A 24,652-nucleotide genomic window follows, 5' to 3' on the forward strand; every position below is an offset into this window, starting at 1 on the left:
ACGACACTTCGCCTTAACTTTTTCTATTCAAATTTGAAGTTAAGTGCTTAAATTTGACCCACCTAGACCAGCAGCTTAAAAATTCTAAAATTAAGCCGCTATGCAAATAAATACAACTTAACAACATAAATTTTAACCAAACCAAATTTAGCACTTTCTCGGTACAGGTCTCGGCCGGTAAAATTTAAAAAATTATCCAAAATTTGACCACGCCCAAACAGTACGTGAAAACACCCCTGTTTAAAGCCAAATTTAGCCTTTCGTTAGTAAAATACCGCCCAAGAGTTGCGGGGCAGCTATTATTTATACAAGGCATTTCATGCAAAGACGCGATTTTTTAAGAAACACTGCGATTTTAGGCGCCGTTATGGCAACTCCGAGCACCGTTTTCGGAGGCAGCAAGGCCATGGGCAACAAGAGGGTTTTCGACCTTACTTTAAATCACGAAATTTTAGAGGCAGGCAAGAAAACCAGGCTGTGGATACCGCTGCCGTTCATCAGAGAGTATCAGAGCGTAAGCGATATCAAATTTGACGGCAATTTCGCTAATCCGTCGGTGAACTACGACGCGATCCCGACGCTTTACGTGGACTACGCCGAGGTGGCAAAGCCGACGCTTAGCGTTAAATTTAGAGTCGAGACCTTCGAGCGAAACGCCGATTTTAGCAAGGTCAAATTTAACCCGAACGAAAAGCTAAGCCCGGAGACGGAATTTTATCTAAAACCTACTCAGCACATCCCAAATAACGGCATCGTAAAGCAAAAAGCCGATGAAATAACTAAAGGCATCAAAGGCGATCTGGAGCGCGCAAAGGCGATCTACACGTGGGTGGCAAACACCATGCAGCGCGACAACAGCGTCCTAGGCTGCGGCACGGGCGACGTAAAAGCGATACTTGAAAGCGGCAAGCTGGTGGGCAAATGCACCGACATAAACTCCGTATTCGTGGGGCTTTGCAGAGCCGTAGGCATCCCTGCGCGCGAGATTTTTGGCATCAGAGTGGGACAGAGCAGATTTTCAAACGAGATGGGAAAGGCCGATGAGAAGGGGCTCGCAGCGATCTCGGGCGGTCAACACTGCAGGGCGGAATTTTATCTCAAAGGCCACGGCTGGATCCCTGTCGATCCTGCGGACGTCGCTAAAGTGCGCCTGGGCGAGAAGCTAAGTAACGACGACAGCAAGCTTGCCAAAGTGCGCGAGTTTTTGTTTGGCAACTGGGAGATGTGCTGGATCGGCTTTAACGATGCGCGCGACTTTGTCCTATCGCCAAAACCTGCGGAATTTCCGCTAAATAACTTCGGCTATCCTTACGGCGAAGTGGACGACAACGTGCTAAATTACTATTCTCCAAAAGATTTTAGCTACGACTACAAGTCGCAAGAGGTCAAATGAAGGGCTTTTGGCTAGCTCTTGCGTCGGTCGCGAGCGCGCTGGCGGCGACTCTTTGCTGCCTGCCCGCGCTTTTGTTTTTGATTTTCGGCGCTTCGTTTAGCCTGCTTAGCTCGGAAGCTATCGAGAGCTTAACCGAGCTAAGGCCCTATTTTACCGCACTTGCCGCGATCTGTTTTGCGGCGAGCGCGTTTTATTTTTTCAAAAAGCCAAAATCCTGCGACCTCGCAAATCGCCGCAAAAAGTGGATTTTTATCTACGTTTTTTTAGCTGTTTTTGTGATTATTCTGCTATCATACCCCGAAGTTTTAGGAAAAATTTATGAATAAAATTCTATCTATTTTACTGCTTGCAAGCATGGCGTTTGCAAATCAAAATTTTGTTATCAAAGTCGAGGGAATGCACTGCCCGCTGTGTACGGCGATGGTGCGAAAAGCCCTGCTAAAGGTAGACGGCGTCATCAGCGCCAAGGCTAGTCTGCACGATAAAACCGCCCGCGTCGAGACGAAAGACGGCGTGAGCGAGAAGCAGCTGCTAGATGCGGTGGCGACGACGGGTTATACGGGCGAGATAGTTAAGTAAATTTAAGGAGCAAACATGCAAAAAAACGAAGTTATGAATGATTTTAAGAAGCTGTGCGAGATACCTCACTGCAGCTACGAGACGGAGCAGATGAGGGAGTTTTTGGCGGATTTTTCGCGCTGCCTTGGCTTTAGCGTGAACGTCGATGAGGCGGGCAATATCCACGCCGTAAAGGGCGAGCCTAAAATCTGCCTGCAAAGCCACTACGACATGGTCTGCGTGGGCACGGCGCCAAATTTAGAGCTCATCGAAGAAAACGGCATCCTAAGGGCGAAAAACTCGACTCTGGGCGCTGACGATGGCATCGGCGTGGCGATGATGATGGGCGCGATGCGGGAGTTTGCAAATTTAGAGTGCTTATTTACCAACGACGAAGAGGTCGGACTCGTGGGTGCAAACGCCTTTAAAGGTAAAATTTTATCGCCGAATCTGCTAAATTTAGACAGCGAAGAGGACGACCGCGTGACGCTAGGGTGTGCGGGCGGCATAAACGTGAGCGCAAAAATCAGCGCGCAGACCATCAAAAAGAGCGGTAAAATTTACGAGATCGGTGTCACGGGGCTTAGCGGCGGGCATTCGGGCAACGAGATACACAAAAATATCCCAAACGCAACGAAGCTGCTGGCGAAATTTCTCGCCGAGGAGGGCTGCGAGCTAATCAGTCTGGATTTTGGCGAGAGGAGCAACTCGATCCCCGCAAACGCCGTTTGTAAGGCGCTGTGCGCGCATGAGCCGGCGCAGCGCGGCCTAGCGCGGGTAAAGAACCTAGGCGAGGGCGAAGCGGACGTGCTGGTAAACAGCGGCAAAATTTTGGCGCTAATTAACTCCTTCGCTCAGGGCGTGCGCAGCTACGACACGCAGCTTGACATGGTAAACGAAAGCATAAATCTCTCGACCGTCAAGCAAAAGGGCGAAGTGATTGAATTTGATTTTTTCGGGCGCGCGATGAAGCGCGAGGGGCTCGAAAATCTAGGCTTTGAGACCGCTACTCTTGCTAGCGCGCTGGGCTTTGAGGTTAGAGTAACCGACCGCTCGGCGAACTGGGCGCCGCGCATCAGCGACTTCGCGCATCTGGTGCTTGAGGAGTTGCAAAAACAAAAGCCGCAGGCCAAATTTGCCGCCGTGCACGCAGGCCTTGAGTGCGGCGTACTGGTTGCAAAACAGCCCGAGCTGCAAGCCTGCTCCATAGGCCCTAATATCCACTCGCCACACTCCGTGAATGAGCACTGTGAGATAGCGTCGGTGGAGATGATAGCGGAAGTCGTAAGAAATATAATCGCTAGACTTCAGTAGCACGGAACGGCTTGTCTCTTGCGCGCCTTTAAATGAGCTAGAAATTTTCTCCCTCGATGAACTATATGTTCTATCTTCGGTCGAAAATTTCGTCGCAACATTTAAATTCATCGCAAGATACTTCGCCTCGTCGTTTCTAATCCAAATTTGAGGCCAACTTTTACCAAATTTGTAAATTCGGCTTCAAATTTTCCTCGCCGAGACCCGTACCCTGAAAACGCAAATTTGACTCTATTAAAATTTTAAGTGTGTGACGCTTGCCTTTGTGTCAAAGATATGTTGTTACCTTAACGTCTTATGTGATAGGCGGTGTTAAAAAGCTCTTTTGCTTCGCTATTTTAAAACATCAAATTTAACCCGTAAAATTTAGTTCCGCGTTTACAGGCTTAAATTTACGGAAAATTCTTATCTTTACTGCTGCATAGCTCGTTTAAAAAGCATTCCTTGCAGTTTGGCTTGATCGCTTTACAGGTGTAGCGGCCAAAAAGCACCATCGCTTGATGAAGCGTATTTAGTTGCGTTTTAAAGGCTTTAGTTAGATCAAGCTCGACGGCTTCGGGCGTCTTGCCCCTACTAAGACCAAGCCTATGCGCCACGCGAAAGACGTGCGTATCCACCGCCATCAAATTTGATCCGAAATGCTCGATCAGCACGACGTGTGCGGTCTTTTGACCCACACCGGCTAGACTCATCAGCTCCTTTTCGGTCGTTGGTATCTCGCCGTCAAATTCGCTCATCACGCTCTTTGCCATCTTGATCAAATTTTCGGCCTTGTTGTTAAAAAAGCTACAGGAATTTATTAGCGCTTTTACGCTTCCGAGATTTGCCTGCGCTAGGCTCGCGATGTCCGGGTATGCTTCAAAAAGCGAAGGTGTGATCAAATTTACGCGCTTATCGGTGCACTGCGCGCTTAACATCACGCATACTAGCAGCTCGTAAAGGTTGCCAAATTTAAGCTCGCTGCCCGCGTCTTTGAAATTTTCTAAAAATAAATTTTTGATAGCGTTTATATCTTTTTTCGTTCTCATAGCGCCGATTTTAGCCGTTTTTATTTAAATTTTCGATGAATTATAACTTATATTTAATGACTTTCCTGCTATAATCACCCTCGCAAAAATCTAAATTTAAGGAACAAAGATGAATAAAATTTTATTCGCATCTCTTAGTTTGGCTGCGGCTCTAAGCCTAAGTGCGGCGGAGTACGCCACCGTAAACGGAACAAAAGTAACCGATAAGGATGTAGCTTTCACGCTTGCTGCTATGCCTGGCGTAACACTAGAGCAACTACCTAAAGACACTCAAAAAAAAGTGATCGATGAGACTATCAACAGAAAACTACTTCTAGACGAGGCTAAAAAGAGCGGACTAGAAAAAACCGACGAATACAAAGCTGCGCTTGAAGAGCTAAAAAACAACCTTGCGCTTGATCTTTGGATGAAGAGAATTTTCGATAATATCAAAGTTAGCGAAGGCGAGATCAGCGACTTTTATAACAAAAATAAAGCCGAATTTGCCGTGCCTGCACAAGTAAGAGCTAAACATATCCTAGTGGCTACTGAAAAAGACGCAAACGACATAATAGTTGCGCTAAAAGGTCTAAAAGGCGACGAGCTGGTTAAAAAATTCGAAGAGCTAGCAAAATCTAAATCTACCGATCAAGGCTCTGCGGCTAACGGCGGCGAACTAGGTTGGTTTGGCCAATCTCAAATGGTAAAACCTTTCGCGGACGCTGCATTTGCGCTTAAAAAAGGCGAAGTAACTCAAAAACCTGTTAAATCAAATTTCGGCTACCACGTAATCCTAAAAGAGGATAGCAAAGCTGCCGGTACTGTAGGTCTAAACGAGGTTAAACCTCAAATCGAGGGCAACCTAAAGATGGAGAAATTTAGAAACGATATCAGAAAAAGAGGCGACGAGCTTCGCTCAAAAGCTAAAGTAGAATATAAATAAGGTCGATAAAATGGGTGTTTTAGACGTAGTAAAAGCCGGCGTTTTAAGCGGCGATGACGTAACTAGGCTGTATAAATACGCAAAGGAGCAGGGCTTTGCCATACCTGCGGTAAACGTGGTCGGAAGCGACTCGGTAAATGCTGTTTTAGAAGCGGCGAAGGCGGCTAACTCACCCGTTATCATCCAGTTTAGTAACGGCGGAGCCGGCTTTTATGCCGGCAAAGCTTGCGGGAATGCCGATGTGCTAGGCGCAGTAGCAGGCGCGCAGCACGTTCATCTGCTGGCCAAAGCTTACGGCGTACCGGTGATCCTACACACCGATCATGCGGCTAGAAAGCTACTGCCGTGGATCGACGAGCTGGTTAAATTTAGTCGCGAATATAAAAAGGCTCACGGCGTGCCGCTTTTTAGCTCGCATATGCTTGATCTTAGCGAAGAGAGCTTGGAGGAAAATTTAAGCACTTGCGAGAAGTATCTAAAAGAGCTTAGCGAGCTTGGCATCAGCCTAGAAATCGAGCTTGGCGTAACCGGCGGCGAAGAGGACGGCGTGGATAACACGGGTGTTGATAATGCGCTTCTTTATACGCAGCCTGAAGACGTCGCGCGGGCATATGAGCGACTAAGTAAAATCAGCGATAGATTTAGCATAGCGGCCAGCTTTGGTAACGTTCACGGCGTGTATAAGCCTGGCAACGTCGTGCTTCGACCGGAAATTTTGAAAAACTCACAAGCATACGTTGCGGATAAATTTCAAACCCTAACCGATAAACCCGTAAATTTCGTCTTTCACGGCGGTAGCGGTAGTGAGCTAAAGGATATCAAAGATGCCGTCAGCTACGGCGTAGTAAAGATGAACATCGACACCGATACGCAGTGGGCGTTTTGGGACGGCGTGAGAGCGTACGAGCTAAAAAACAGAGCCTATCTACAAGGTCAAATCGGCAACCCTGAAGGCGACGACAAACCGAACAAAAAGTACTACGATCCGCGCAAATGGCTACGAAGCGGCGAGGAGTCGATGGTAAAACGCCTGCTAACTGCATTTGAAGATTTAAACTGCTTAAATAGAAATTAAGGCTTACAATGGAACCCAAAAAAGAAGCGAGAAACGATAATTTCACCGATTTGGCGTTGCCTGAGGTAAAAGGCAGGCAATCTTTTTTCGTATATACGAAAATTATATTTTTGCCGACGGCGATATATCTCGTCGCGCTTCTTGGGTTTTTTGGGTATATAGATTTTCAAATCGGCCTACACACGGTTATTATGATGGGTATTATTTGGGTGATTTCGCTAATCTTTGCTAAAAATAGCGCCGAACTTGCTTGCTGCTATTTTGAGCAAAGCGGGGCTGATTTTAAGCGAAATCTAAAAGAATACATCATCAAACATCTTTTAGTTATAGGCAAAGATACGAAGTCAAACGCAGGATTTGACGAATTTGTCGCCTATTACACCAGGAATTTACGTAACGAAAATTTTGCTTCCGTGGGTGCGGGTATCTTTCCGATGCTGGGTATTTTGGGAACATTTATCAGTATCGCGGTTTCTATGCCTGAGTTTAACTCTTCAAATACTACCGAGCTCGAAACTGAAATTTCAACCCTTCTTAGCGGCGTGGCGACTGCGTTTTACATCTCTATTTACGGTATTTTTTTAGCGCTTTGGTGGATATTTTTTGAAAAATACGGAACGAGCAAATTTGAAACGCTAGTGCGAAGACAAAAAAATGCTACTAGCGGCTTTTTCTGGACGAAAGAGGAGCTTGATAGAAGATATTTGCAAGAGAATTTAAGACACTTTGAAAAGATCGGAGTGATCTTTGAGCATGTTAGTAACGCCGAGTTCTTTGAGGAGCTTGATAAGACTATCGAGGCTAAATTTAAAACTTTTACAAATATCTTGAAAAACGAAGAAGAGGCTGTCAAACTAAGCGGCGAACACATCAAACAAACGATGAATACGCTGCTAAAATCCTCGAAGGATCAAAAAGATCTTATCAAAGTCCATGCCGAAATCTTGAACGTTATCAATAAATTTAACGGCAACATCAAAGATATGCAACTAAAATTTGCCGAGCAGTACAACCGCCTCTACGATGTGGGCGGCGAGCGTATCGCAAGGCTCGAAAAGAGCGTGGGCGAACTAGAGTATAATGTTAAAAATTTCAGTGAGTCTCTTTCTAAATTTAGTAGTGAAATCTTAGAAAAACAAAAACTTGCAATGGATGGCTTTAAAGAGAGCTTGATTGACGGCGTACAGGCATTTAAAAAGGCCTTTGATGATGAAGCAATCGAGGCTTATGATGATAATAGCGCGCTCATTGAAGGGCTAAAGCAAGACATCGACGAGCTTGATAAAGAGGCGAATGAGATCTTGCAAACCATCGAAAAGGCGAGTATGCTAGATGAAAACGCGTAACGAGAACAAAAGCGGAGACCAGACCTTTTGGATATCGTATGCGGACCTGATGGCTGGGCTGATGTTTGTTTTTATGCTCATCATCGGTGCCGTCGTCGTAAAATACGTCCTTAGCCAAAGCGATCTGGCAAAACTACAAAAAGATTTGAGCGAGCGCGAGAAGCAAATCGCCTCATCACAAAGCGAGCTCGTCCGTAAAGAAAACGTCATAAAAGAAATTTTTTCAAATTTGGACCGCGCAAAGAGCGAAAACAAAGAGCTTGCCGACATAAACAGGCTCGTAAACGAGATGCTTGAAGGCGTTAAAAAAGAGAAAAACGAACTCACGAATCTAACCCAAACCTACGAGATAAATCTAAACGACGCAAACAAAACTATCGCGGATTTGCAGGATAGAGTGGTGCAGCTAGGGCAAGTTTTAGCGCAAAAAGACGAGGCGCTAAACGAGCTAAACGCAAAATACGGCGATGAAATCTCAAAATTTGCCGCGCTGGAAGAGGATTTTAATAAAACAAAAGACAAGATCAAAGACATCAGCTCGCTTCGCTCAAACGTCATATCAAATTTACGCGCCAAGCTCGGAAACAAGGTCAGCATAGATCCTAGCTCTGGCGTCGTATCATTGCCCGAGTCTATACTTTTTGACACGGGCTCGTACGAGCTAAGAGACGAAGCAAAAGCGCGCCTAAAGGAAATTTTGCAGACTTATTTCGAAGCGATTTTAAATAACGAAGAGATCGCAAAACACATCGATAGGATCGTGATCGAGGGGCATACGAACTCCGTAGGTAGCTACATGTACAACCTTGATCTGTCGCAAAAGCGCGCGTATTCGGTGCTGGATTTTATCTACTCGTGGAACAAGGACAAGCGCCTAGAGCACTATCTTATCGCTAGCGGGCGCAGTTTTAGCGATCTGGTGATGAAAAACGGCAAAGAAGACCCCGACGCCTCAAGGCGCATCGAGATCAAATTTTCGATCTCGGACAAAGAGTCGATGAAAGAGATGCAAGATCTCTTGGAGCGGCAAAATCAAAAGTATTCAAAAGACTAAATTTAACGGACTCGAGTTTTACGTACTTCGCGACGATCTGATGGACGGCGAATTTAACGGCAATAAAGCTAGAAAGCTGGAGTATTTTTTGCATGCTGGTCTTGGCGGTATAAAGCGCGTCGTTAGCTATGGCTCTAGCCAGTCAAACGCGATGTATAGCCTAAGCGTCTTTGCCAAGATGAAGGGCTTAGAGTTTCACTACGTAGTTTCAAATTTAAACTCAAATTTAGCAGAAAATCCGATCGGAAATTTTAAATTCGCCCTTGAAAACGGGATGAAAATCTATATAGATAAAGATAGACGGGTACAGGCTAGGGCTCTAGCTTACGAACTAGCCGGCCTAAAAAAGGGCGAGATTTACGGCGATGAGGCTGTAAATTTGACGGATGCTTTTGATAGAAACGGGTTAAATTTGGATAAATTTGACGAACGATGCAGCTTTACGGATACGAATTTAAGCGCGAAAAATATGCCGAATTCGCAAGCCGAGATCGCGCCGAATTTACAAAATCTAGGCAGAGAAAATTTGATCAAATTTGACGGATCGGCAAAGCTCGCAAGCGCAAATTTCGGCGAATTTGTAAGCCATAAAAACTCAAATTTAAAAAAATCCACAGACCAAACAAGCTCAAATTTACCCGCCGCGCAGGATTGCTTCATCGGCGATTCGCTTTTTATAAACGAGGGCGTTTGGCAGCCGCAGGCGGAGACGGGCTTTATCTCGCAGGCTAGGCAGATAGAGCGCTGGGCGGATGCGGAGGGTAAAGTCGTGGATATATTTTTGCCTTCAGGTACCGGCACGTCGGCGGCATTTTTAGCTAAGCACGTCAAATTTGACGTTTTTACCTGTCCTTGCGTGGGCGACGCAGACTACCTAAAAAGCGAGATCGAAGCGCTGACGCCAAACTCGAAGGCGCGCATTTTGCAGCCGCCTAAGAAATATCATTTCGGCGATCTAAAGCTGGAGCTTTATCAAATTTGGCGCGAAGTATGCGAGCAAACGGGGATAGAATTTGAGCTCATTTACGATCCGGTCGGCTTTTTAACGATGATGGCAAACCTGGGCGCGTTTAAAAACGAGATTTTATACATCCACCAAGGCGGCGCGCTCGGAAATATCAGTCAAAAACTAAGATACGAAAGAAAATTTAAGGAGACGAGATGAAGTTTTTACTCACTAGCAACGAAAATTTTAAGGACTATTTTGCGGCTTTGGTAAACCGCTCAAACGGCGATATGAGCGCGGTTATGCCCGCCGTTTCGCAGATACTTGAGGACGTGCGCGCTAGAGGCGACGAGGCACTCTTTGAGCAGATAGAGAAATTTGACCGCTGGAAACCCGACGCAAATAGCCTAAAAATCGGCACTGAAGAGATGCAAAAGGCGTATGACGGCATAGATAGCTGCCTGCGAAACGCGTTAAATTTAGCCTTTGAGCGCATAAAAAGCTACCACGAAAAGGGTCTGCCAAAAACCTGGATGGAGCACGACGAACACGGCGTTTTGCTAGGCGCCAAGTACACTCCGCTAGACCGCGCGGGACTATATATCCCAGGAGGCAAGGCCGCCTATCCTAGCTCGCTTCTCATGAACGCGGTCCCGGCTCTAGTTGCGGGAGTTGGAGAGATCGCAGTCTGCACGCCTGCCGTCGGGGGCAAGGTAAATACGCTGCTTCTAGCCGCCATGCATATCTGCGGCATCAAGGAAGCCTATAAAGTCGGTGGTGCGTCGGCGGTTGCGGCGATGGCCTACGGCACGCAAACGATCAAAAAAACCGACGTCATCACGGGTCCTGGCAACATATACGTCGCGACGGCTAAAAAACTCGTCTACGGCGAAGTAAATATCGATATGATCGCGGGCCCTAGCGAGATCTGCGTCATCGCCGACGAGAGCGCAGACCCTCGCCACATCGCCGTGGATCTACTCTCGCAGGCCGAGCACGACGAGATGGCCAGTGCCGTGCTCATCACGCCCAACCAAGCCTTCGGCGCGGCGGTGCAAAGGCATATAAACGAGGAGATCAAGACTCTAGCTAGGCAGCCCATCGCGCAGGTTAGTATCGATAAAAAGGGCGCTATCATCGTAGCTAGCGACCTGGATGAGTGCGTGAGATTGGCTAACGAGCTAGCGCCCGAGCATTTAGAGATCGCGACAAACGACGCGATGGAGCTGGCTAGGCAGATCAGGCACGCCGGCGCGATATTTATCGGGCATTTTACGCCTGAAGCGATGGGCGACTATCTGGCTGGGCCGAACCATACGCTCCCGACTGGCGGTAGCGCGAGATTTTACTCGCCTCTGGGGGTTGAAAATTTCATGAAGCGCACCTCGCTCATCTCGCTAAATGCAAAAGGCATAAGCGAGCTGGGAAACGCGTGCATGAAGCTAGCCGATGCCGAGGGGCTCGGAGCGCATAAGCGTTCGGTCGCGGTTAGACTTGAGGCTTTGAAATAGATATCATCTCTTGGGAGCTTTTAACGGAACTCGCGAAAAATCGGCTTGACGGACTGGCTTGTCCAGTCTACGCCTATTTTTCGCAAATCTCTCTAAGATATAATATCTCTTGCTTTTTTAGATAAATTTTAAATTCGCCGTGACTTTTGAGTAGTTTTTGAGTGCTTTTTAAAGGGCTAGTAAAAATAAATACTCACGGACGATCGGTTTGCTGCGTTTTATTTTTACGTCGTAACTTCAAAAATCATCTCAAGATATAACGCCTTTTTGTTTAAATTTACGGTTTTTGCGAATTCTTTGCCGCAAGTTTAGCGTGTGAAATTTACAAAACAAGCAAGCGGATTGCCAAATTTTACGCCAATCTTGCAAAAGGAAACAATTGAGCCCGAAAAATCTAATTTCAAATTTCATTTCAGCGAGTGATGAAATGCTTGCTTTTTTGTCAAATTTAGGTCAAAAGTGGCGTGTTAGTGACGATGGAGCCGGAGTTTATAGAGCGAAATTTTACTTTTGTCGGCTTAAAGCCCGTTTTGTAAATTTTAAAAGACTATAAAACGGCTGGTTACAAAAATTTTGCCGATATTAAAAATTTTCTAAGCTCAAATCCAAGTGTACAAAGTAAAATTTTAAACGGCGAGATAAACTATGTCCGCGACAATCTAACCGGCGCAGGAGTTAAAATTGCGTCCGAGTATTTTTACGATTTCTTAAAATTTACGGTTGAAAATATCCCCGAGTATTGCTATTTTTGCAGTCCCGATTTTTTATTTGTCGCGATGGAAGGGTACATAGAATTTGGCGTTTTGGACTAACAGAGCCGCTAAATTTAACCCTTTACAAGCTTGCGTAATCGCCGCAAATCAGCCTTGCACATGCTGTTGCTTAAAATTGAGCAAATTTGCAAAAATACGTTACCGTTGTCTATTTTTAGCCGCCTGTCTTAAAGTTTCTAAACCCCGCCGTAAATCAGACGGAGTTTAGAAGGTTGTAAATGAGTTAAATTTAGGCAGTTTTTGCACTCTTGTTGCTAAAAATTTCTAAAAATTTAACCGCTAGTTTTTGAAATATATTTTCTTTTTTACGTTTGCTAAGTAAAAATTTTGCCGTTTCGCTTCTACCAAACATCACCGCAAAAGCCCAAGGCGTCATGCCCAGACCATTATTTGCTTCGATATCAGCCCCAGCATCAACTAGCGCTTTTACTACATCTAAGTGCCCCTTAAACGCAGCGCCCGCAAGCGGAGTTTGCCCGCGATCGTTGCGTTCATCTACTCTAGCGCCGTTTGAGAGCAGCACATTTACGGTATTTAGAGCATTGTTGTAACTAGCCAGCATCAAAAGCGTATCGCCTTTGGCTGATTTTAAATTTACGCTAAGCCCCGCCTTTATCATTTTTTCTAGCTCGTCTGCTTCGTCTTGTCTGGCAAAATCAAGCGCCATGGCGCAAAGTTCGCTATATCTTTGCTCTTCAGCCTGCGTTAAATTTGTCAAATTTTAGCCTTTAGCGCTGCTTTGACGCCGTTTGCGTACTCTGGCGAGATTTGCTCAAAATGCCCTATTGCGCGCTCTTTTATCGCTTCGCTCACACCAGCCATGCTCTCTGCGATATTGCTAAAAAGCTGTGATTTTTGGCTATCGTTCATTAGTGCAAAAAGCGCTCTAGGTTGTGAGTAATAATCCTGATCCTCGGCTCTATGGTCGTATCTTTGCATTGCGCCTTCTAAATTTATATCAGGCTCTAGCAGGCTTCTATCTTCTTTGCCGCCGCCAAAGCTGTTTGGCTCATAGTAGGCCTTGTCGTCGAGTTCATACATTCCGTTATTCATCGCACCGCCCACGACGTAGGTGTTTATTTCGCTTATCGGACGATTTACGCTTAGCTGCGCGTAGTGCGTGCCTATGCGGTATCTTTGAGCGTCCGGATAGCTAAAGATTCTGGCTTGAAGCATTTTATCGGGGCTAAAGCTGATACCAGGGACTATATTTGACGGGCTAAATGCGGCTTGCTCTACTTCGTTGAAATAATTTTTAGGATTTTCATTTAGCGTCATGACGCCAACGTCGATAAGCGGAAATTCCTTATGCGACCATGTTTTGGTTAGATCAAACGGGTTAAATTTGACGCTTTTTGCTTGATCTTGGGTCATTATTTGGATTTTAAAATCCCAACTTGGAAAATCTCCTTTTTCTATGCTTTCAAAGAGGTCTCTTTGGTTGCTCTCCCTGTCTTTTGCGATTATTTGCGCGGCTTCATCGTTGGTTAAATTTTTAATGCCTTGACGAGTTTTGAGGTGAAATTTGACCCAGAATCTCTCGTTTTTGTCATTTATCAAGCTATAGGTGTGGCTGCCAAATCCATGCATATGGCGGTAGCTAGCAGGTATGCCGCGGTCGCTCATTAAAATCGTAACTTGATGCATAGTTTCAGGGCTCAAACTCCAAAAATCCCAAGCGGCTTCGTTTGAACGTAGATGCGTGCGCGGGTCGCGTTTTTGAGTATGGATGAAATCGGGGAATTTATACGGGTCTTTGATGAAAAAAATTGGAGTGTTGTTTCCGACCAAGTCCCAGTTACCATCTTTTGTGTAAAATTTAATCGCAAAGCCCCTTACGTCGCGCTCGGCATCGGCCGCTCCGGCCTCTCCGGCTACGGTAGAAAATCTCAGGAACAGCCTCGTTTTCTCGCCTTTTTGCAAGACGTTTGCTTTGGTATAGCGTGAGATATCGTGCGTGATCTCTAGAGTACCGTACGCAGCGCTACCTTTTGCATGGACGGCTCTTTCCGGGATGCGTTCTCTGTTTTGGTGGGCTAGCTTTTCAAGTAGTTGATAATCTTGCAGCATTATGCCGCCGCGGCTGCCCGCGGTGAGCGAGTTTTGATTGTCGGCTATCGGATTGCCTGAAGTGGTAGTTAGTTTTTTCATATTCTTTCCTTTTTAATAAAAATTGTTATTTCGGAATTATACTTATTTAGAATAAAATTTTTATTAAATAATAAAAATTACTAATAAATAATCTTATAAATTTGGAGCTATAGAAAAAGGCTATCTATAACTTAACTACATTCAAGGAAGCAGTAGGTTGCGATGAGAGCTGCGTTCTTAAAAATAACAAACGTAGCGAAGTAAAAATAAGTACGTAGCCTATGGATATAGAGGTCTCAAAAGTATCTAATTTGACTAAAATTTGAAAATAACGCTATTGAACTAAAAGAAAAGAGGTTTTAATTCAACTTCACTCGTACTAAGCGTAGATTATCTAAATTTAAAAGGAAGAAGAAAGAGAATTTCTTAAGTTTAATTGAGCCAAATAAATATTTACCGGTGATCGGTTTACTCTATTGCGTCTTTTGTATCGTTAGTTTTAAGACTATCTCTAAAAAATATAGGAATTAATAATTTTTTCATAGAAAGATTCATAAAGCGCTTGCTTAAAAGTATAAATTTATGCTGCGATTATAACAAAATTTGGTTTTAGCTCGCTTTTGATATAATCGCGAAAAATTTTAAAAATGAGAGAAAATGGTATTAAATGACCTGATAGACGTTAGTAAAAAAAATGGCGCAGATGAAATTTTAAACGGTATAAATTTTAGCATAAATGAAAAGAGCGGCGTTTTGCTAGCAAGCGACTCTAAAATTTATCAAGAAGTAGGCCTTACCGCGCTTTATAACGAGCTAGAAGAGCTTGAAAACGACTATTTTGAAGTGCTTGAGATCGCCGAGGAGCTAAAATGTTAAAAAAACATCCGCTAATTTCCGTAATGATCGCCATTGTTGTAATATTTTTTGCTACCTACTTTTTTATCTTTGGGTTAGTTTCTATTTTAGATGACGATATTGGCGATAGTAAAGAGCTAAATAATAGCTTTTTTTACGTCAAAGATGACAAGGTCTATGCCATGGTGCCAAGCGGCGGTAAATTTGAGCTAATAGGCGTGAGGGCTAGTAAATTTAGATACATTGACACCGGCAAATACGACAACAGAAACGTTGGCGCTAGCGATAAGGCGGTGTATTGCGGTAATCTCGTGATGAGCGGGCTTGATCCAAATGGCGTTAGAGCGCTTGGCAATGGCTACTTTGGCGATGGCAAGATAACATATTTTTGCGATAGCGTAAGCGAGACAAACCTCGAAATATCCGCACTTAAAGAGTTTTGGGACATCTTCTCACATAAAATGTTTAATACTCCAAAAGCGCAAACTCATATCTATAAATTTAGAGAGGTTAATAACACAAATTTAGCAGCGATCTTGGGCTTTGGCTATGCAAGCGACGGAGTAAAGGTCTATCATGAGGGCAAAGAGCTAGATCGCGCAAATGCCAGCAAAATGCGATATATCGAGCAGGTATCTGGCAGAAAGAGCGTGCATTTTACGACTGACGGAGAAAATGTCTATTATGACAGCACAAAATTAGGGATCAAATTTAGCCCACAAATGCGTGATATCGGCGAGATATGGCGCATTCACTATCTTTATGAGCCAAATTCTGGCATGGTCTATGCAAATGATCATGAATTTGACCCAAAATTTGCCCCATACGAGCCACTTTTTAACCTAGAAGATAAGCACGCCTATCACGCTCTTTTTCGCGGTAAAGGCGGTATCTATCACTGGGAGCGAAAGTGGCAGTGGTATAACAGCATAGATGAGGGTGAGTTTGTAAGGGATGGCGATGATCCGTTTAAAGGCGAGATAACGCCGCTATATGGCGACGTGGTGATAAGTGATGGCAAGACATATTTTTTAAAAACCTATGAAATTTGGCACAACACAAAAAATAACCACAGCCTAAGCTCGCGCCACACGTCTATCGTAAGGCTTGATACAAAAGAGCAGTGGCGAAAGATAGGTCTTGTAAGAAACGATGGCTACGGAGCGGTCTATGCAAACGGCGATAAGACATATTATTTTGATAATGTTGGCTACGGCTGGCGTTTTAACAGCAGTGTTTATGATATAAACGACCTTGGCGTGGTTGAAATTCTCACTCGTCCTTATGACTCAAATGTTAAGAATTTAAAACTTGATGAGATAGTAAAAATGGTAGATCAAGGCGCTATGACGCCGACTGAAGGCGAGGTGGTGATCGATGCGATAAGCGACTTTGATGATTACTCGCAAAAATATGCCTACTGGATATTTTTAGCCATTGCATTTATAGTCTCGGTGGTTGGCGCTATTTTTAAAAATAAAAAGCAAGCAAATAAGCTTAAAAAAAGGGTAGATGATTATAGATTATGAGAAAAATTGCGACTAAGATACTTTTTCTTTTTGTCATTTTGACGCTATGTTTTGTTTTGGCAATGCTTTATCTGTGGTGTGAGGGAGAGTATCAAAGAGGCTTTTCAAACATTGATAGTAGCGAGTTTTACCGCTCGCCTGAGGGTAAAATTTACGTTCAAATTTCAGGTAGTGGCAAGTATGAGCTAAAAGGCGTCGATGAGGCTAGTTTTAGGGTCTTAAAGCTAAAACACGCGTATGATTACTCAAACGTGGCGGCTGATAAAAACAGCGTCTATTGCGCTAGAGAAATTTTGCCTGGTCTTGATCCAAAAAGTGCCAAAGTGCTTGGCAATGGCTATATAAGTGACGGCAAGATAAGCTATTATTGCAGCACTAGAAGCGAGAAAGAGGCGGGATTTAGCGAATTTAGTGCCATTATGAAAAACCTTGCTCACGTTTTTATAAAAAGCTACGATGATAGCTCATATTTTTATAGGACAAAGCTGGTTGAAAGTGCAAATTTAGAGCCTATATTTGACGCTGGCTTTGCAAGAGATGGCGGCACGCTTTACTACAAGGGCGAAAAGCTTGACGCGCAGCCTAGCGAGCTAAGATACATCACGGCAGAAAATGGCGCTCCTAGCGGATATTACACAGACGGCAAAAGCCTATTTTTAGGCTTTTATAAGCTTGATACAAGCTACACAGATGGGACGCGCCAGATATGCTACGACCCAAAGCACGATATAGAATATCTTTTTGAGCCAAAAAGTGGGGCGGCGTTTGCAAATGAGCGTAAATTTAGCACCCAAAATATGCCTTATAGCGCCATTTATAGCGTGGATAACGTGCACTCGTTTTGGCCTCTTTTTGCCAGCAAAGATGGAATTTACTTTTGGGATGGCAGTAAAAACGAACAGGCTAAAATTTCAGACTACCAGCTAAAAGGCGAGTTAAAAAGGCTCTTTGCTGACGTTTTTGTAGATGAGAGTTCAGCGTATTTTTTACAGCAAGGCGAAGAGTGGCAGCGCTCAAAGCACGGCAGGCACTTAGTGGCGCAAACAGTCTCTTTATATAAATTTGCCCCAAATAGCTCTTGGCGTGAGATAGGGCTGGTAAAAGATGGCGAGTATGGCGCTGTATATGCAAACGGCGATAAGCTCTATTTTTTTAGCAAGATAAAGCCATTTTATGGCATAAAGCATAGCGTTTATGAGGTGGTTGATCTTGGAGCGGTTGAAATTTTAACCAGGCCGCCGCACTTTCAGGGCAAGAATCTAGAGGCAAAAGATATTTACGAGCTTATAAAAACCGGCGCGCTAGTACCTGCTAGCGGCGAGGAGGTGGCGATATCTCGCATCGAGGTAGAAAAGCCGACCATCATACTTTATATCACATTTGGCATCGCTTTTATCGTTGCGATCATTTTTGGAGTGACAAAAGCTAGAAGCGCAAAAAGAGACTTCATATAAATTTGATGTAAATTTTCAAAACGCCTTTTTGCAGTGGTTTACTCCTTAAATTTAGCCAAAAATTTAAGGAGTAAATTTGACATATTTACTCTTTTTTGTTATTTTAAAGTGAAGCTGAAATTTACAAAAAGGAGAAAAATGATCAAATTTCAAAGGTCTAAATTTAACAACTCGGTGTTTATCCCATCGCTTGTTGTCATATTTTTAATAACGGCATTTGCAGCAATATTTCCAAATTTCTCAAATGAGTTTTTTAAAGGTATGCAAAACTACATCGCGGCCAAATTTGGCTGGTTTTACATCCTGGCCGTCGCCGTCATACTTCTAAGCATCATCATCCTTGGCTTTAGCAAGCTTGGCGAGATCAAACTGGGAGCCGATCACGTAAAGCCGGAGCACAAAAATATCTCGTGGTTTTCTATGCTTTTTGCCGCCGGCATGGGCATCGGGCTTGTATTTTTTGGCGTGGCCGAGCCGCTCATGCACTATCTAAATCCGCCGCTCGGCGACGCGCAAACTATCGCAGCGCAAAAACTTGCGATGAATATCACCTTCTTTCACTGGGGTATGGGCGCATGGTCGGTCTATGCTATCGTGGCGTTAATTCTCGCCTTTTTCTCGTATAGACACGGCTTGCCGCTCACGCTTAGATCGGCGTTTTATCCGATCATCGGAGATAAAATTTACGGCAAGATAGGCAACGCTATCGACACATTTGCCGTCGTGGCGACGCTATTTGGCGTGGCGACATCGCTAGGATACGGTGTACTTCAGGTAAATGCGGGCCTTACGCACGTTTTTGGCCTGCCGACTATGCATATCACGCTTCTTATCGTGCTTTGTTTTGCAGCGACCATCTCAGCGGCAAGCGGCGTAGATAAAGGGATTAAAATTTTATCAAACTCAAACATCGCGCTAGCTATATGTTTTATGTTTTTGATACTATTTTTAGGCGATACGACGCAGCTTTTAAAGTCGTTTGTGCAAAATAGCGGCGACTACGTCTCGACGCTTATTTCAAACACCTTTAACCTCTACGCCTACGAGAGGCAAAATGAGAGCTGGCTTGGCGGTTGGACGCTGCTATACTGGGCTTGGTGGCTATCTTGGTCGCCGTTTGTGGGGCTTTTTATCGCCAAAATTTCAAAGGGCAGGACGATAAGAGAATTTGTGATCGGCGTACTTTTCGTGCCAACTGGTTTTACCTTTGCTTGGATGAGCTTTTTTGGTAACTCGGCGATCGCGCTTGTTCAGGGCGGATTTAGCGAGCTTGCTACGACCGTAAATTCCGACTCGGCTTCGGCGCTTTTTATGTTTTTAGAAAAATTTAGCTTCTCAGGCGTGCTAAGCACGATCGCGGTCTTTATGATCGTCATATTTTTCGTCACTTCGGCCGACTCAGCGGCGATCGTGATGAACATGCTTTGCTCAAACGGCAAGGACGATACGCCGGTTTGGCAAAAGGTCTTTTGGGGCGTTACAGTGGGCGTCGTGGCGGCATTTTTGATGCTAGCCGGCGGCCTTGGCTCGCTTCAAGCGCTTACTATCGCTACGGCGCTGCCGTTTGCCATAGTGCTACTTGGCGCCATTTACGGGCTATTTAAGGCGCTGCGCGTCGATGTGACCAAAAAAGAGACAAATAACTTTAACAACATGCCTCTTAGCGATCTTTCAAAGCCGTGGCAAGAGCGTCTAAGTGCGATCATCACGCTACCTAGCAAAAAAGACGGCAGTAAATTTCTAAACGAAGTCGTGCTAAAAGCCTTTAACGAGCTAAAAGATGAATTTGCCAAAAACGGCCTTGAGGCAAATGTAACAAAAGCTGAAAATTTCGTAAATTTAAACGTCGGGCTTGGCGACGAGATGGACTTTAGATACGGCGTATATCTCACCAAAAGCCAGAGCCCGGACTACACTAGAGAGCTTGAAGGCGACGATCTTTACTACAGAGCCGAGGTATATCTAAAAGAGGGCGGTCAAGACTACGACGTGCTTGGTTGGAGCGAGGCCACGCTGATAAACGACGTCATCGAGCAATACCGCAAACATATGCAGTTCTTGCATGTAGTTAGAAAATAATAATTTGGCGTAAATTTGCATAAATTTACGCCTTTAAATTTATGCCAAGTAGCCTTTTTCTAATAATATTTACAAATTTTAATCCGGATTTGTTTTAAATTTTAAAGATGGTTCTAAAAACTTTAAATAAAATTTTTATATAATCTCTCTTTTTCACAAAGGTATACAGATGGATAGAAAATCGTGGAGTTCAAAACTCACATACATTTTAGCCGTTGCAGGAGCTACGGTCGGTTTTGGCGCGACGTGGCGTTTCCCGTATCTGGTCGGGCAAAACGGCGGCGGCGCCTACGTGCTCGTGTTTTGCATCGCGATGATCGTGATCGGTATACCGATGATTTTGGCTGAAAATGCGATCGGTAGACGCCTAAAATGCAACTCCGTGGACGCATTTGGCGGTAAAAATATAAATCCGGCATGGAAAATCGTGGGCTGGATGGGGCTGCTTGGGGCATTTGGCATCATGGCATACTACATGGTTATCGGCGGCTGGGTGCTAAACTACATCGCGCAGATCGCATTTGGTATGCTCGATCTCTCGCAGGTGCTGAGCTTTGAGGCTACGAGCGCGTTTTACGAGCAAAATATCGTGAGCGATCCGCTGGCTATTAGCTTTGCGACGCTCGTGTTCGTGCTCGTAAACTACGCGATCTTGGTGCAGGGCGCAGTCGGCGGTATAGAGCGCTCGGCGAAGTACCTCATGCCGCTACTTTTCGTGCTGATGATCGTGATGATCGTAAAAAACTTGACCTTAGATGGCGTGGCGCAGGGAATTAAATTTTACCTCACGCCAGATTTTTCAAAGATAAATTTAAAGCTTTTTGTCGAGGTTTTGGGGCAGGTATTTTTCGCGCTTTCGCTTGGTTTTGGCGTGATGATTACGCTTTCAAGCTTTGTTAAAAAGGACGAAGGGCTGGTTAAAATCTCGATCATCACGGGCATCCTAAACACCCTCATCGCCGTGCTTGCGGGCTTTATGATATTTCCGTCGCTCTTTAGCTACGGCGTCTCGCCCGATAGCGGCCCAAGCCTCGTGTTTAAGAGCTTGCCGATCGTTTTTTCGCATATGCCTTTTGGCGGATTTTTCGCAGTCGCGTTTTTTGCGCTGCTGATGATCGCCGCGCTCACGACCTCGCTGCCGATCTACGAGGTTATCATCACGACGCTTCAGGAGAAATTTAAAATCAAACGCAAAAGCGCGATTTTGCTGGTGCTAGGCACGATATTTATATTTGGAAATTTACCGTCCTTGATGGCTACGAATCTGCTTGCGGACGTTAAAATTTTCGGTAAAAATATCTTTGACGCATACGACGCCATCAGCGCTACGATATTTTTCGTGCTGACTTCGCTAGGATGCGCGATATTTGTCGGCTGGGTGCTAAAAGACGAAGCCAAACGCGAGATAATGCAAGGCAGCGAAAAATACGCAAAACTCGTAAATATCTGGTTTTGGTATATCAAATTTGTCGTACCGTTTATCATTTTGGTGCTTTTTATCAGCTCGTTTTACGATAATTTTTTAAAGTAAATTTGATGGCAAGTCTCGTAAATTTATCTAACGGCGATCGCCTAAATTTGCGCGTAGAGGGTCAAATTTTACTTAGCGAGAGCATCAAAAACGGCAAAACGAGGCAGACGCAAAAGGAGTTTGCTAGCGCTGGCGAAGCGCAAAAAGCCTGCGTGAAAAAGGAGTGGGAGAGCTTAAAAAAAGGCTACGTCCTGCAAAACGCGGACGCAAAAGCGGGCGAAGCGAGTTTGCACGTATATATCGGCGGCGGATACACGGGCGCGCTAGCCTTTGCGGGCGCTGGCGATGATCTTTTCGTCTATAAATGCGGCGGCTACAAAGAGGGCGGCGCACTGGATGATTTTCTCGTCAGGCTGAACGCGAGCGGCGCCGTAAAGCAGCAGACCCTCTTGCCAAAGCCGCTTGCGTGGCAGGCGGAGCGCGCGGGCGAAATTTTGCTTTTGGATCTGGATCATTTTATATTCAAATTTGATCCCTCGAGCGGCGAATTTAACGATCTCTCTCAAGGGTTGAGCTTTAAAAATAGCAAAGAATTTACGAGTTTCGTTTGCGTTGCGAAAGATACGGCGGCGTTTGCGATGTTTGGTCAAATTTTTACTTTGCGCGGCGGCGAGATTTCGCCTTTGGCCGAATACAAATCCGAAATGAAAAACTACTCGCCGATCCTTTGTGCTGCGCTCGACGCTAACGGCACGCGGCTCGCGCTTTGCTGCAAGCAAAACGAGATCAAAATTTTAAGCACGCTAAATGGAGAAATTTTAAACGAGATCAGAGGCGATTTTGGCATTTTTGATAAAATTTGCTTTTTAGCGGACGGCTCGGTGCTGGGCAAGGAGCGCTACACGAGCAAGCTAGGTTGCCTTGATGCTGTAAGCGGCGAGCGGTTAAAGCCCGCGTGGTTGCAGGGCGAATGCACCGAAGCGGACGAGTTTTGCATTAGCGCGGACGGTTCGCGACTCGCGCTAGTTAGCTACGACAAAGCCCGCGTCATTGACCTAAAAAGCGGAAATTTGCAGCTTAGCTTTGAGCTCTCGCACGTCGTGAAGCGCTGCGAGGCGAAATTTGAGCACATAAACGGCGAGGAATTTTTGGCCGTGCGCACCGACTACGGCTGCTTTAGCCTTTATAAAATTTAAGGAAAAATATGTTTTATTTTTTACTCGGAATTTACTTTTTTTACGTCGCCGCAAAGGCGATTTTGGCGATTTTGCAGATAAACTTCATCCGCTCGGAGGCGAAAAAGCCCGCCGTCGTGCTAGAGCAGAATGAATACGAAACCGCCGCCGCAGCCGCGATAACGAATCAAAAATTTGAGATAACAAGCCTGTTTTATCACGCCGCGATATTTGTGATGTGGGCGTGCTGGGGGCTGGGCGAGCTGTATGAGAGCGCCTACAAAACGGGAGAACTGCGAGATCATATCATCTTTGTGATGAGCTTTTTGATCATCTCGTCGCTGCTGGAGCTACCGCTAAATATCTACGAAACCTTCGTCAAAGACAAAAGGCTCGGCTTTTCAAACGTAACGCCTAAAATTTTCGCGCTCGATCTAGCTAAAACGCTTGTGCTAACGTTGGTGTTTGGCACGCTGTTTGTATGGCTGGTGCTGCTTTGCATTGGATTTTTGGGCGATTTTTGGTGGTTTTGGGCGTTTTTGCTGAGCTTTGGAGTCGCGCTCGTGATAAATCTCATCTACCCGACGCTAATCGCGCCTATCTTTAACAAGATGCAGCCACTGGAAGAGGGTGAGCTAAAAAGTCGTATAGAAGGGCTTTTGATGCAGTGCGGCTTTAAAAGTAGCGGCGTTTTTACGATAGACGCTAGCAAGCGCGACAACCGTCTAAACGCCTATTTTGGCGGCCTTGGCGCGACTAAGCGCGTGGTGCTTTTTGACACGCTTGTTAAAAAACTAAGTCTTGCCGAGATAATCGCCGTTTTGGGGCATGAACTGGGGCACTTTAAGCACAAAGATATCCTAAAAATGATCGCTCTAAGCGCGGTTATGCTTTTTGTGATGTTTTTTATATTTGGCAACATCCCTGACTCGGCGTACGACGCCCTAGGGCTCAGCCCGGCAGGCGGCGGAGTGATCGTGTTTTTACTGCTTTTTTCGCCAATTTTCGGATTTTTATTTTCGCCTATTAGCTCGTATTTTAGCCGCGCAAACGAATTTGGCGCCGATAAATTCGCTGGCGAGGTTTCAAACAAGGCCGACATGATAAGCGCGCTAAAAAAGCTAGGCTCCGAAAACAAGGCCTTCCCGAAGGCTCATTCGCTCTACGCCTTTTTCTATCACTCGCATCCAAGCCTCTTTGAGCGTATAAGCAAGCTGGAAAATGACGATAAATGACGCGCTAAAAGCCGCCGCCTCGCAGATAACTCCAGCGTGCGAGATAAACGGCGCAAATCCCGCGCGCGTAGCCAAGGCGCTTTTGATGCGACACCTCGGCGTAAAAATCGAGTGGATATTTTTAAATTTAACCCGCGAGCTAGAGGACGCGGAGGGGTTTTTCGCGCTGGCAAAACGCTTTGCAAATCACGAGCCGCTAGAGTATATCACGGGCGAGGCGGGCTTTTATGGACTTAGCTTTAGCGTAAAAAAGGGTGTTTTGGTCCCACGCCCCGAGACTGAAATTTTAGTTGAAAAATCTCTTGAAATTTTATCAAATTTACCCGCCCCAAAGGGGCCGCCGCTAGTTGCCGAGATAGGCACGGGAAGCGGGATAATCAGCATTTGCCTCGCACTAAACTCAAACGCTAAAATCATAGCCTCCGATATCAGCGACGAGGCGTTAAATTTAGCTCGGCAAAACGCGGCGAAATTTGGCGTAGAGGATAGGATAGAGTTCGTAAAATGCGCGTATCTGGATCAAATTTACGGGCAATTTGACCTGCTCGTTTCAAATCCGCCCTACATCTCGCGGGACTACAGGCTTGATAAATTCGTACTAAATGAGCCGCACGAGGCGCTCTTTGGCGGCGCGGCTGGCGATGAGATCTTAAAAAACATTATCCTCGTTGCTAAAAATCGCGGCGTAAAATACCTGGCCTGCGAGATAGGCTACGATCAGCGAGAAAGCATGCAAAACGCGCTTAAATTTAACGGCTTCGAGGCAGAGTTTTATCAGGATTTAGCCGGATTTGACCGCGGATTCGTCGCTAAAAATATATTTGCGAATTTTTAAATTTGCAC

The 24,652-nt window shown here is 45.2% G+C and carries 21 protein-coding genes; 18 read left to right on the forward strand and 3 right to left on the reverse strand.

What is annotated here, in order from left to right; genetic code table 11:
* The first annotated feature begins 319 nt into the window (after positions 1-319).
* The 4 genes from EE116_RS06320 to EE116_RS06335 are packed head-to-tail and all read left to right on the forward strand — an operon-like array spanning position 320 to position 3,265.
* Positions 320-1,393, forward strand: coding sequence for a transglutaminase-like domain-containing protein (locus EE116_RS06320; RefSeq protein WP_122873712.1), 1,074 nt, complete (start codon positions 320-322; stop codon positions 1,391-1,393).
* Positions 1,390-1,719: a hypothetical protein gene (locus tag EE116_RS06325; RefSeq protein ID WP_002946762.1), complete on the forward strand. Its 330-nt coding sequence runs from the start codon at positions 1,390-1,392 to the stop codon at positions 1,717-1,719. The genes EE116_RS06320 and EE116_RS06325 overlap by 4 nt, the downstream gene beginning before the upstream one ends.
* Positions 1,712-1,972 carry a heavy-metal-associated domain-containing protein gene (locus EE116_RS06330; protein WP_122867530.1) on the forward strand — a complete coding sequence of 87 codons (261 nt, stop codon included), beginning with the start codon at positions 1,712-1,714 and terminating at the stop codon, positions 1,970-1,972. Before EE116_RS06325 ends, EE116_RS06330 begins: the two co-directional genes overlap by 8 nt.
* Before the next feature lie 15 nt (positions 1,973-1,987).
* The gene (locus EE116_RS06335) at positions 1,988-3,265 is read left to right on the forward strand and encodes a M20/M25/M40 family metallo-hydrolase (RefSeq protein ID WP_122873713.1); all 1,278 of its coding nucleotides are present in this window, start codon (positions 1,988-1,990) and stop codon (positions 3,263-3,265) included.
* Between the two features lie 392 nt (positions 3,266-3,657).
* Here EE116_RS06335 and nth read toward each other — a convergent pair whose 3' ends face one another.
* Complete coding sequence (gene nth / locus EE116_RS06340) at positions 3,658-4,293, reverse strand: endonuclease III (RefSeq protein WP_122873714.1); 636 nt, start codon at positions 4,291-4,293, stop codon at positions 3,658-3,660.
* A gap of 109 nt (positions 4,294-4,402) precedes the next feature.
* Here nth and EE116_RS06345 point away from each other — a divergent pair, with 109 nt between their 5' ends.
* The 6 genes from EE116_RS06345 to hisD are packed head-to-tail and all read left to right on the forward strand — an operon-like array spanning position 4,403 to position 11,147.
* Complete coding sequence (locus tag EE116_RS06345; protein ID WP_122873715.1) at positions 4,403-5,215, forward strand: peptidylprolyl isomerase; 813 nt, start codon at positions 4,403-4,405, stop codon at positions 5,213-5,215.
* Positions 5,216-5,225: 10 nt separating this feature from the next.
* Positions 5,226-6,290, forward strand: a complete 1,065-nt coding sequence (gene fbaA / locus EE116_RS06350; RefSeq protein ID WP_122873716.1) for a class II fructose-bisphosphate aldolase — start codon at positions 5,226-5,228, stop codon at positions 6,288-6,290.
* Between the two features lie 8 nt (positions 6,291-6,298).
* The gene (locus EE116_RS06355) at positions 6,299-7,636 is read left to right on the forward strand and encodes a MotA/TolQ/ExbB proton channel family protein (protein WP_122873717.1); all 1,338 of its coding nucleotides are present in this window, start codon (positions 6,299-6,301) and stop codon (positions 7,634-7,636) included.
* A complete protein-coding gene (locus EE116_RS06360) occupies positions 7,623-8,690 on the forward strand; it encodes an OmpA family protein (RefSeq protein ID WP_122873718.1) in 1,068 nt (355 codons plus the stop codon). Before EE116_RS06355 ends, EE116_RS06360 begins: the two co-directional genes overlap by 14 nt.
* Before the next feature lie 40 nt (positions 8,691-8,730).
* Complete coding sequence (locus EE116_RS06365) at positions 8,731-9,855, forward strand: 1-aminocyclopropane-1-carboxylate deaminase (RefSeq protein ID WP_122873719.1); 1,125 nt, start codon at positions 8,731-8,733, stop codon at positions 9,853-9,855.
* Positions 9,852-11,147: a histidinol dehydrogenase gene (gene hisD, locus EE116_RS06370; RefSeq protein ID WP_122873720.1), complete on the forward strand. Its 1,296-nt coding sequence runs from the start codon at positions 9,852-9,854 to the stop codon at positions 11,145-11,147. Before EE116_RS06365 ends, hisD begins: the two co-directional genes overlap by 4 nt.
* 1,002 nt (positions 11,148-12,149) lie before the next feature.
* On the opposite strand, the gene EE116_RS06380 is transcribed toward hisD, so the two are convergent.
* Complete coding sequence (locus EE116_RS06380; RefSeq protein ID WP_122873721.1) at positions 12,150-12,638, reverse strand: ankyrin repeat domain-containing protein; 489 nt, start codon at positions 12,636-12,638, stop codon at positions 12,150-12,152.
* Entirely contained in the window at positions 12,635-14,071 is a 1,437-nt protein-coding gene (locus EE116_RS06385; RefSeq protein ID WP_122873722.1) for a catalase, read from the reverse strand. The genes EE116_RS06380 and EE116_RS06385 overlap by 4 nt, the downstream gene beginning before the upstream one ends.
* Before the next feature lie 597 nt (positions 14,072-14,668).
* Here EE116_RS06385 and EE116_RS06390 point away from each other — a divergent pair.
* From EE116_RS06390 to prmC, 8 genes are all read left to right on the forward strand, one after another.
* Complete coding sequence (locus EE116_RS06390; protein WP_122873723.1) at positions 14,669-14,887, forward strand: hypothetical protein; 219 nt, start codon at positions 14,669-14,671, stop codon at positions 14,885-14,887.
* Positions 14,881-16,395 carry a DKNYY domain-containing protein gene (locus EE116_RS06395; protein WP_122873724.1) on the forward strand — a complete coding sequence of 505 codons (1,515 nt, stop codon included), beginning with the start codon at positions 14,881-14,883 and terminating at the stop codon, positions 16,393-16,395. Before EE116_RS06390 ends, EE116_RS06395 begins: the two co-directional genes overlap by 7 nt.
* Positions 16,392-17,849: a DKNYY domain-containing protein gene (locus tag EE116_RS06400; protein WP_122873725.1), complete on the forward strand. Its 1,458-nt coding sequence runs from the start codon at positions 16,392-16,394 to the stop codon at positions 17,847-17,849. The genes EE116_RS06395 and EE116_RS06400 overlap by 4 nt, the downstream gene beginning before the upstream one ends.
* Positions 17,850-17,987: 138 nt before the next feature.
* The gene (locus EE116_RS06405) at positions 17,988-19,928 is read left to right on the forward strand and encodes a BCCT family transporter (RefSeq protein WP_122873726.1); all 1,941 of its coding nucleotides are present in this window, start codon (positions 17,988-17,990) and stop codon (positions 19,926-19,928) included.
* A gap of 169 nt (positions 19,929-20,097) precedes the next feature.
* Positions 20,098-21,459, forward strand: a complete 1,362-nt coding sequence (locus tag EE116_RS06410) for a sodium-dependent transporter (protein ID WP_122873727.1) — start codon at positions 20,098-20,100, stop codon at positions 21,457-21,459.
* A gap of 5 nt (positions 21,460-21,464) precedes the next feature.
* Entirely contained in the window at positions 21,465-22,595 is a 1,131-nt protein-coding gene (locus tag EE116_RS06415; RefSeq protein WP_122873728.1) for a WD40 repeat domain-containing protein, read from the forward strand.
* 8 nt (positions 22,596-22,603) lie between these two features.
* The gene (locus tag EE116_RS06420; RefSeq protein ID WP_122873729.1) at positions 22,604-23,809 is read left to right on the forward strand and encodes a M48 family metallopeptidase; all 1,206 of its coding nucleotides are present in this window, start codon (positions 22,604-22,606) and stop codon (positions 23,807-23,809) included.
* Positions 23,796-24,644: a peptide chain release factor N(5)-glutamine methyltransferase gene (gene prmC / locus EE116_RS06425; protein WP_122873730.1), complete on the forward strand. Its 849-nt coding sequence runs from the start codon at positions 23,796-23,798 to the stop codon at positions 24,642-24,644. Before EE116_RS06420 ends, prmC begins: the two co-directional genes overlap by 14 nt.
* Positions 24,645-24,652: the final 8 nt, after the last annotated feature.

Origin of the sequence: Campylobacter showae, assembly GCF_900573985.1 — a bacterium.
Classification (GTDB): Bacteria; Campylobacterota; Campylobacteria; order Campylobacterales; family Campylobacteraceae; genus Campylobacter_A; species Campylobacter_A showae_E.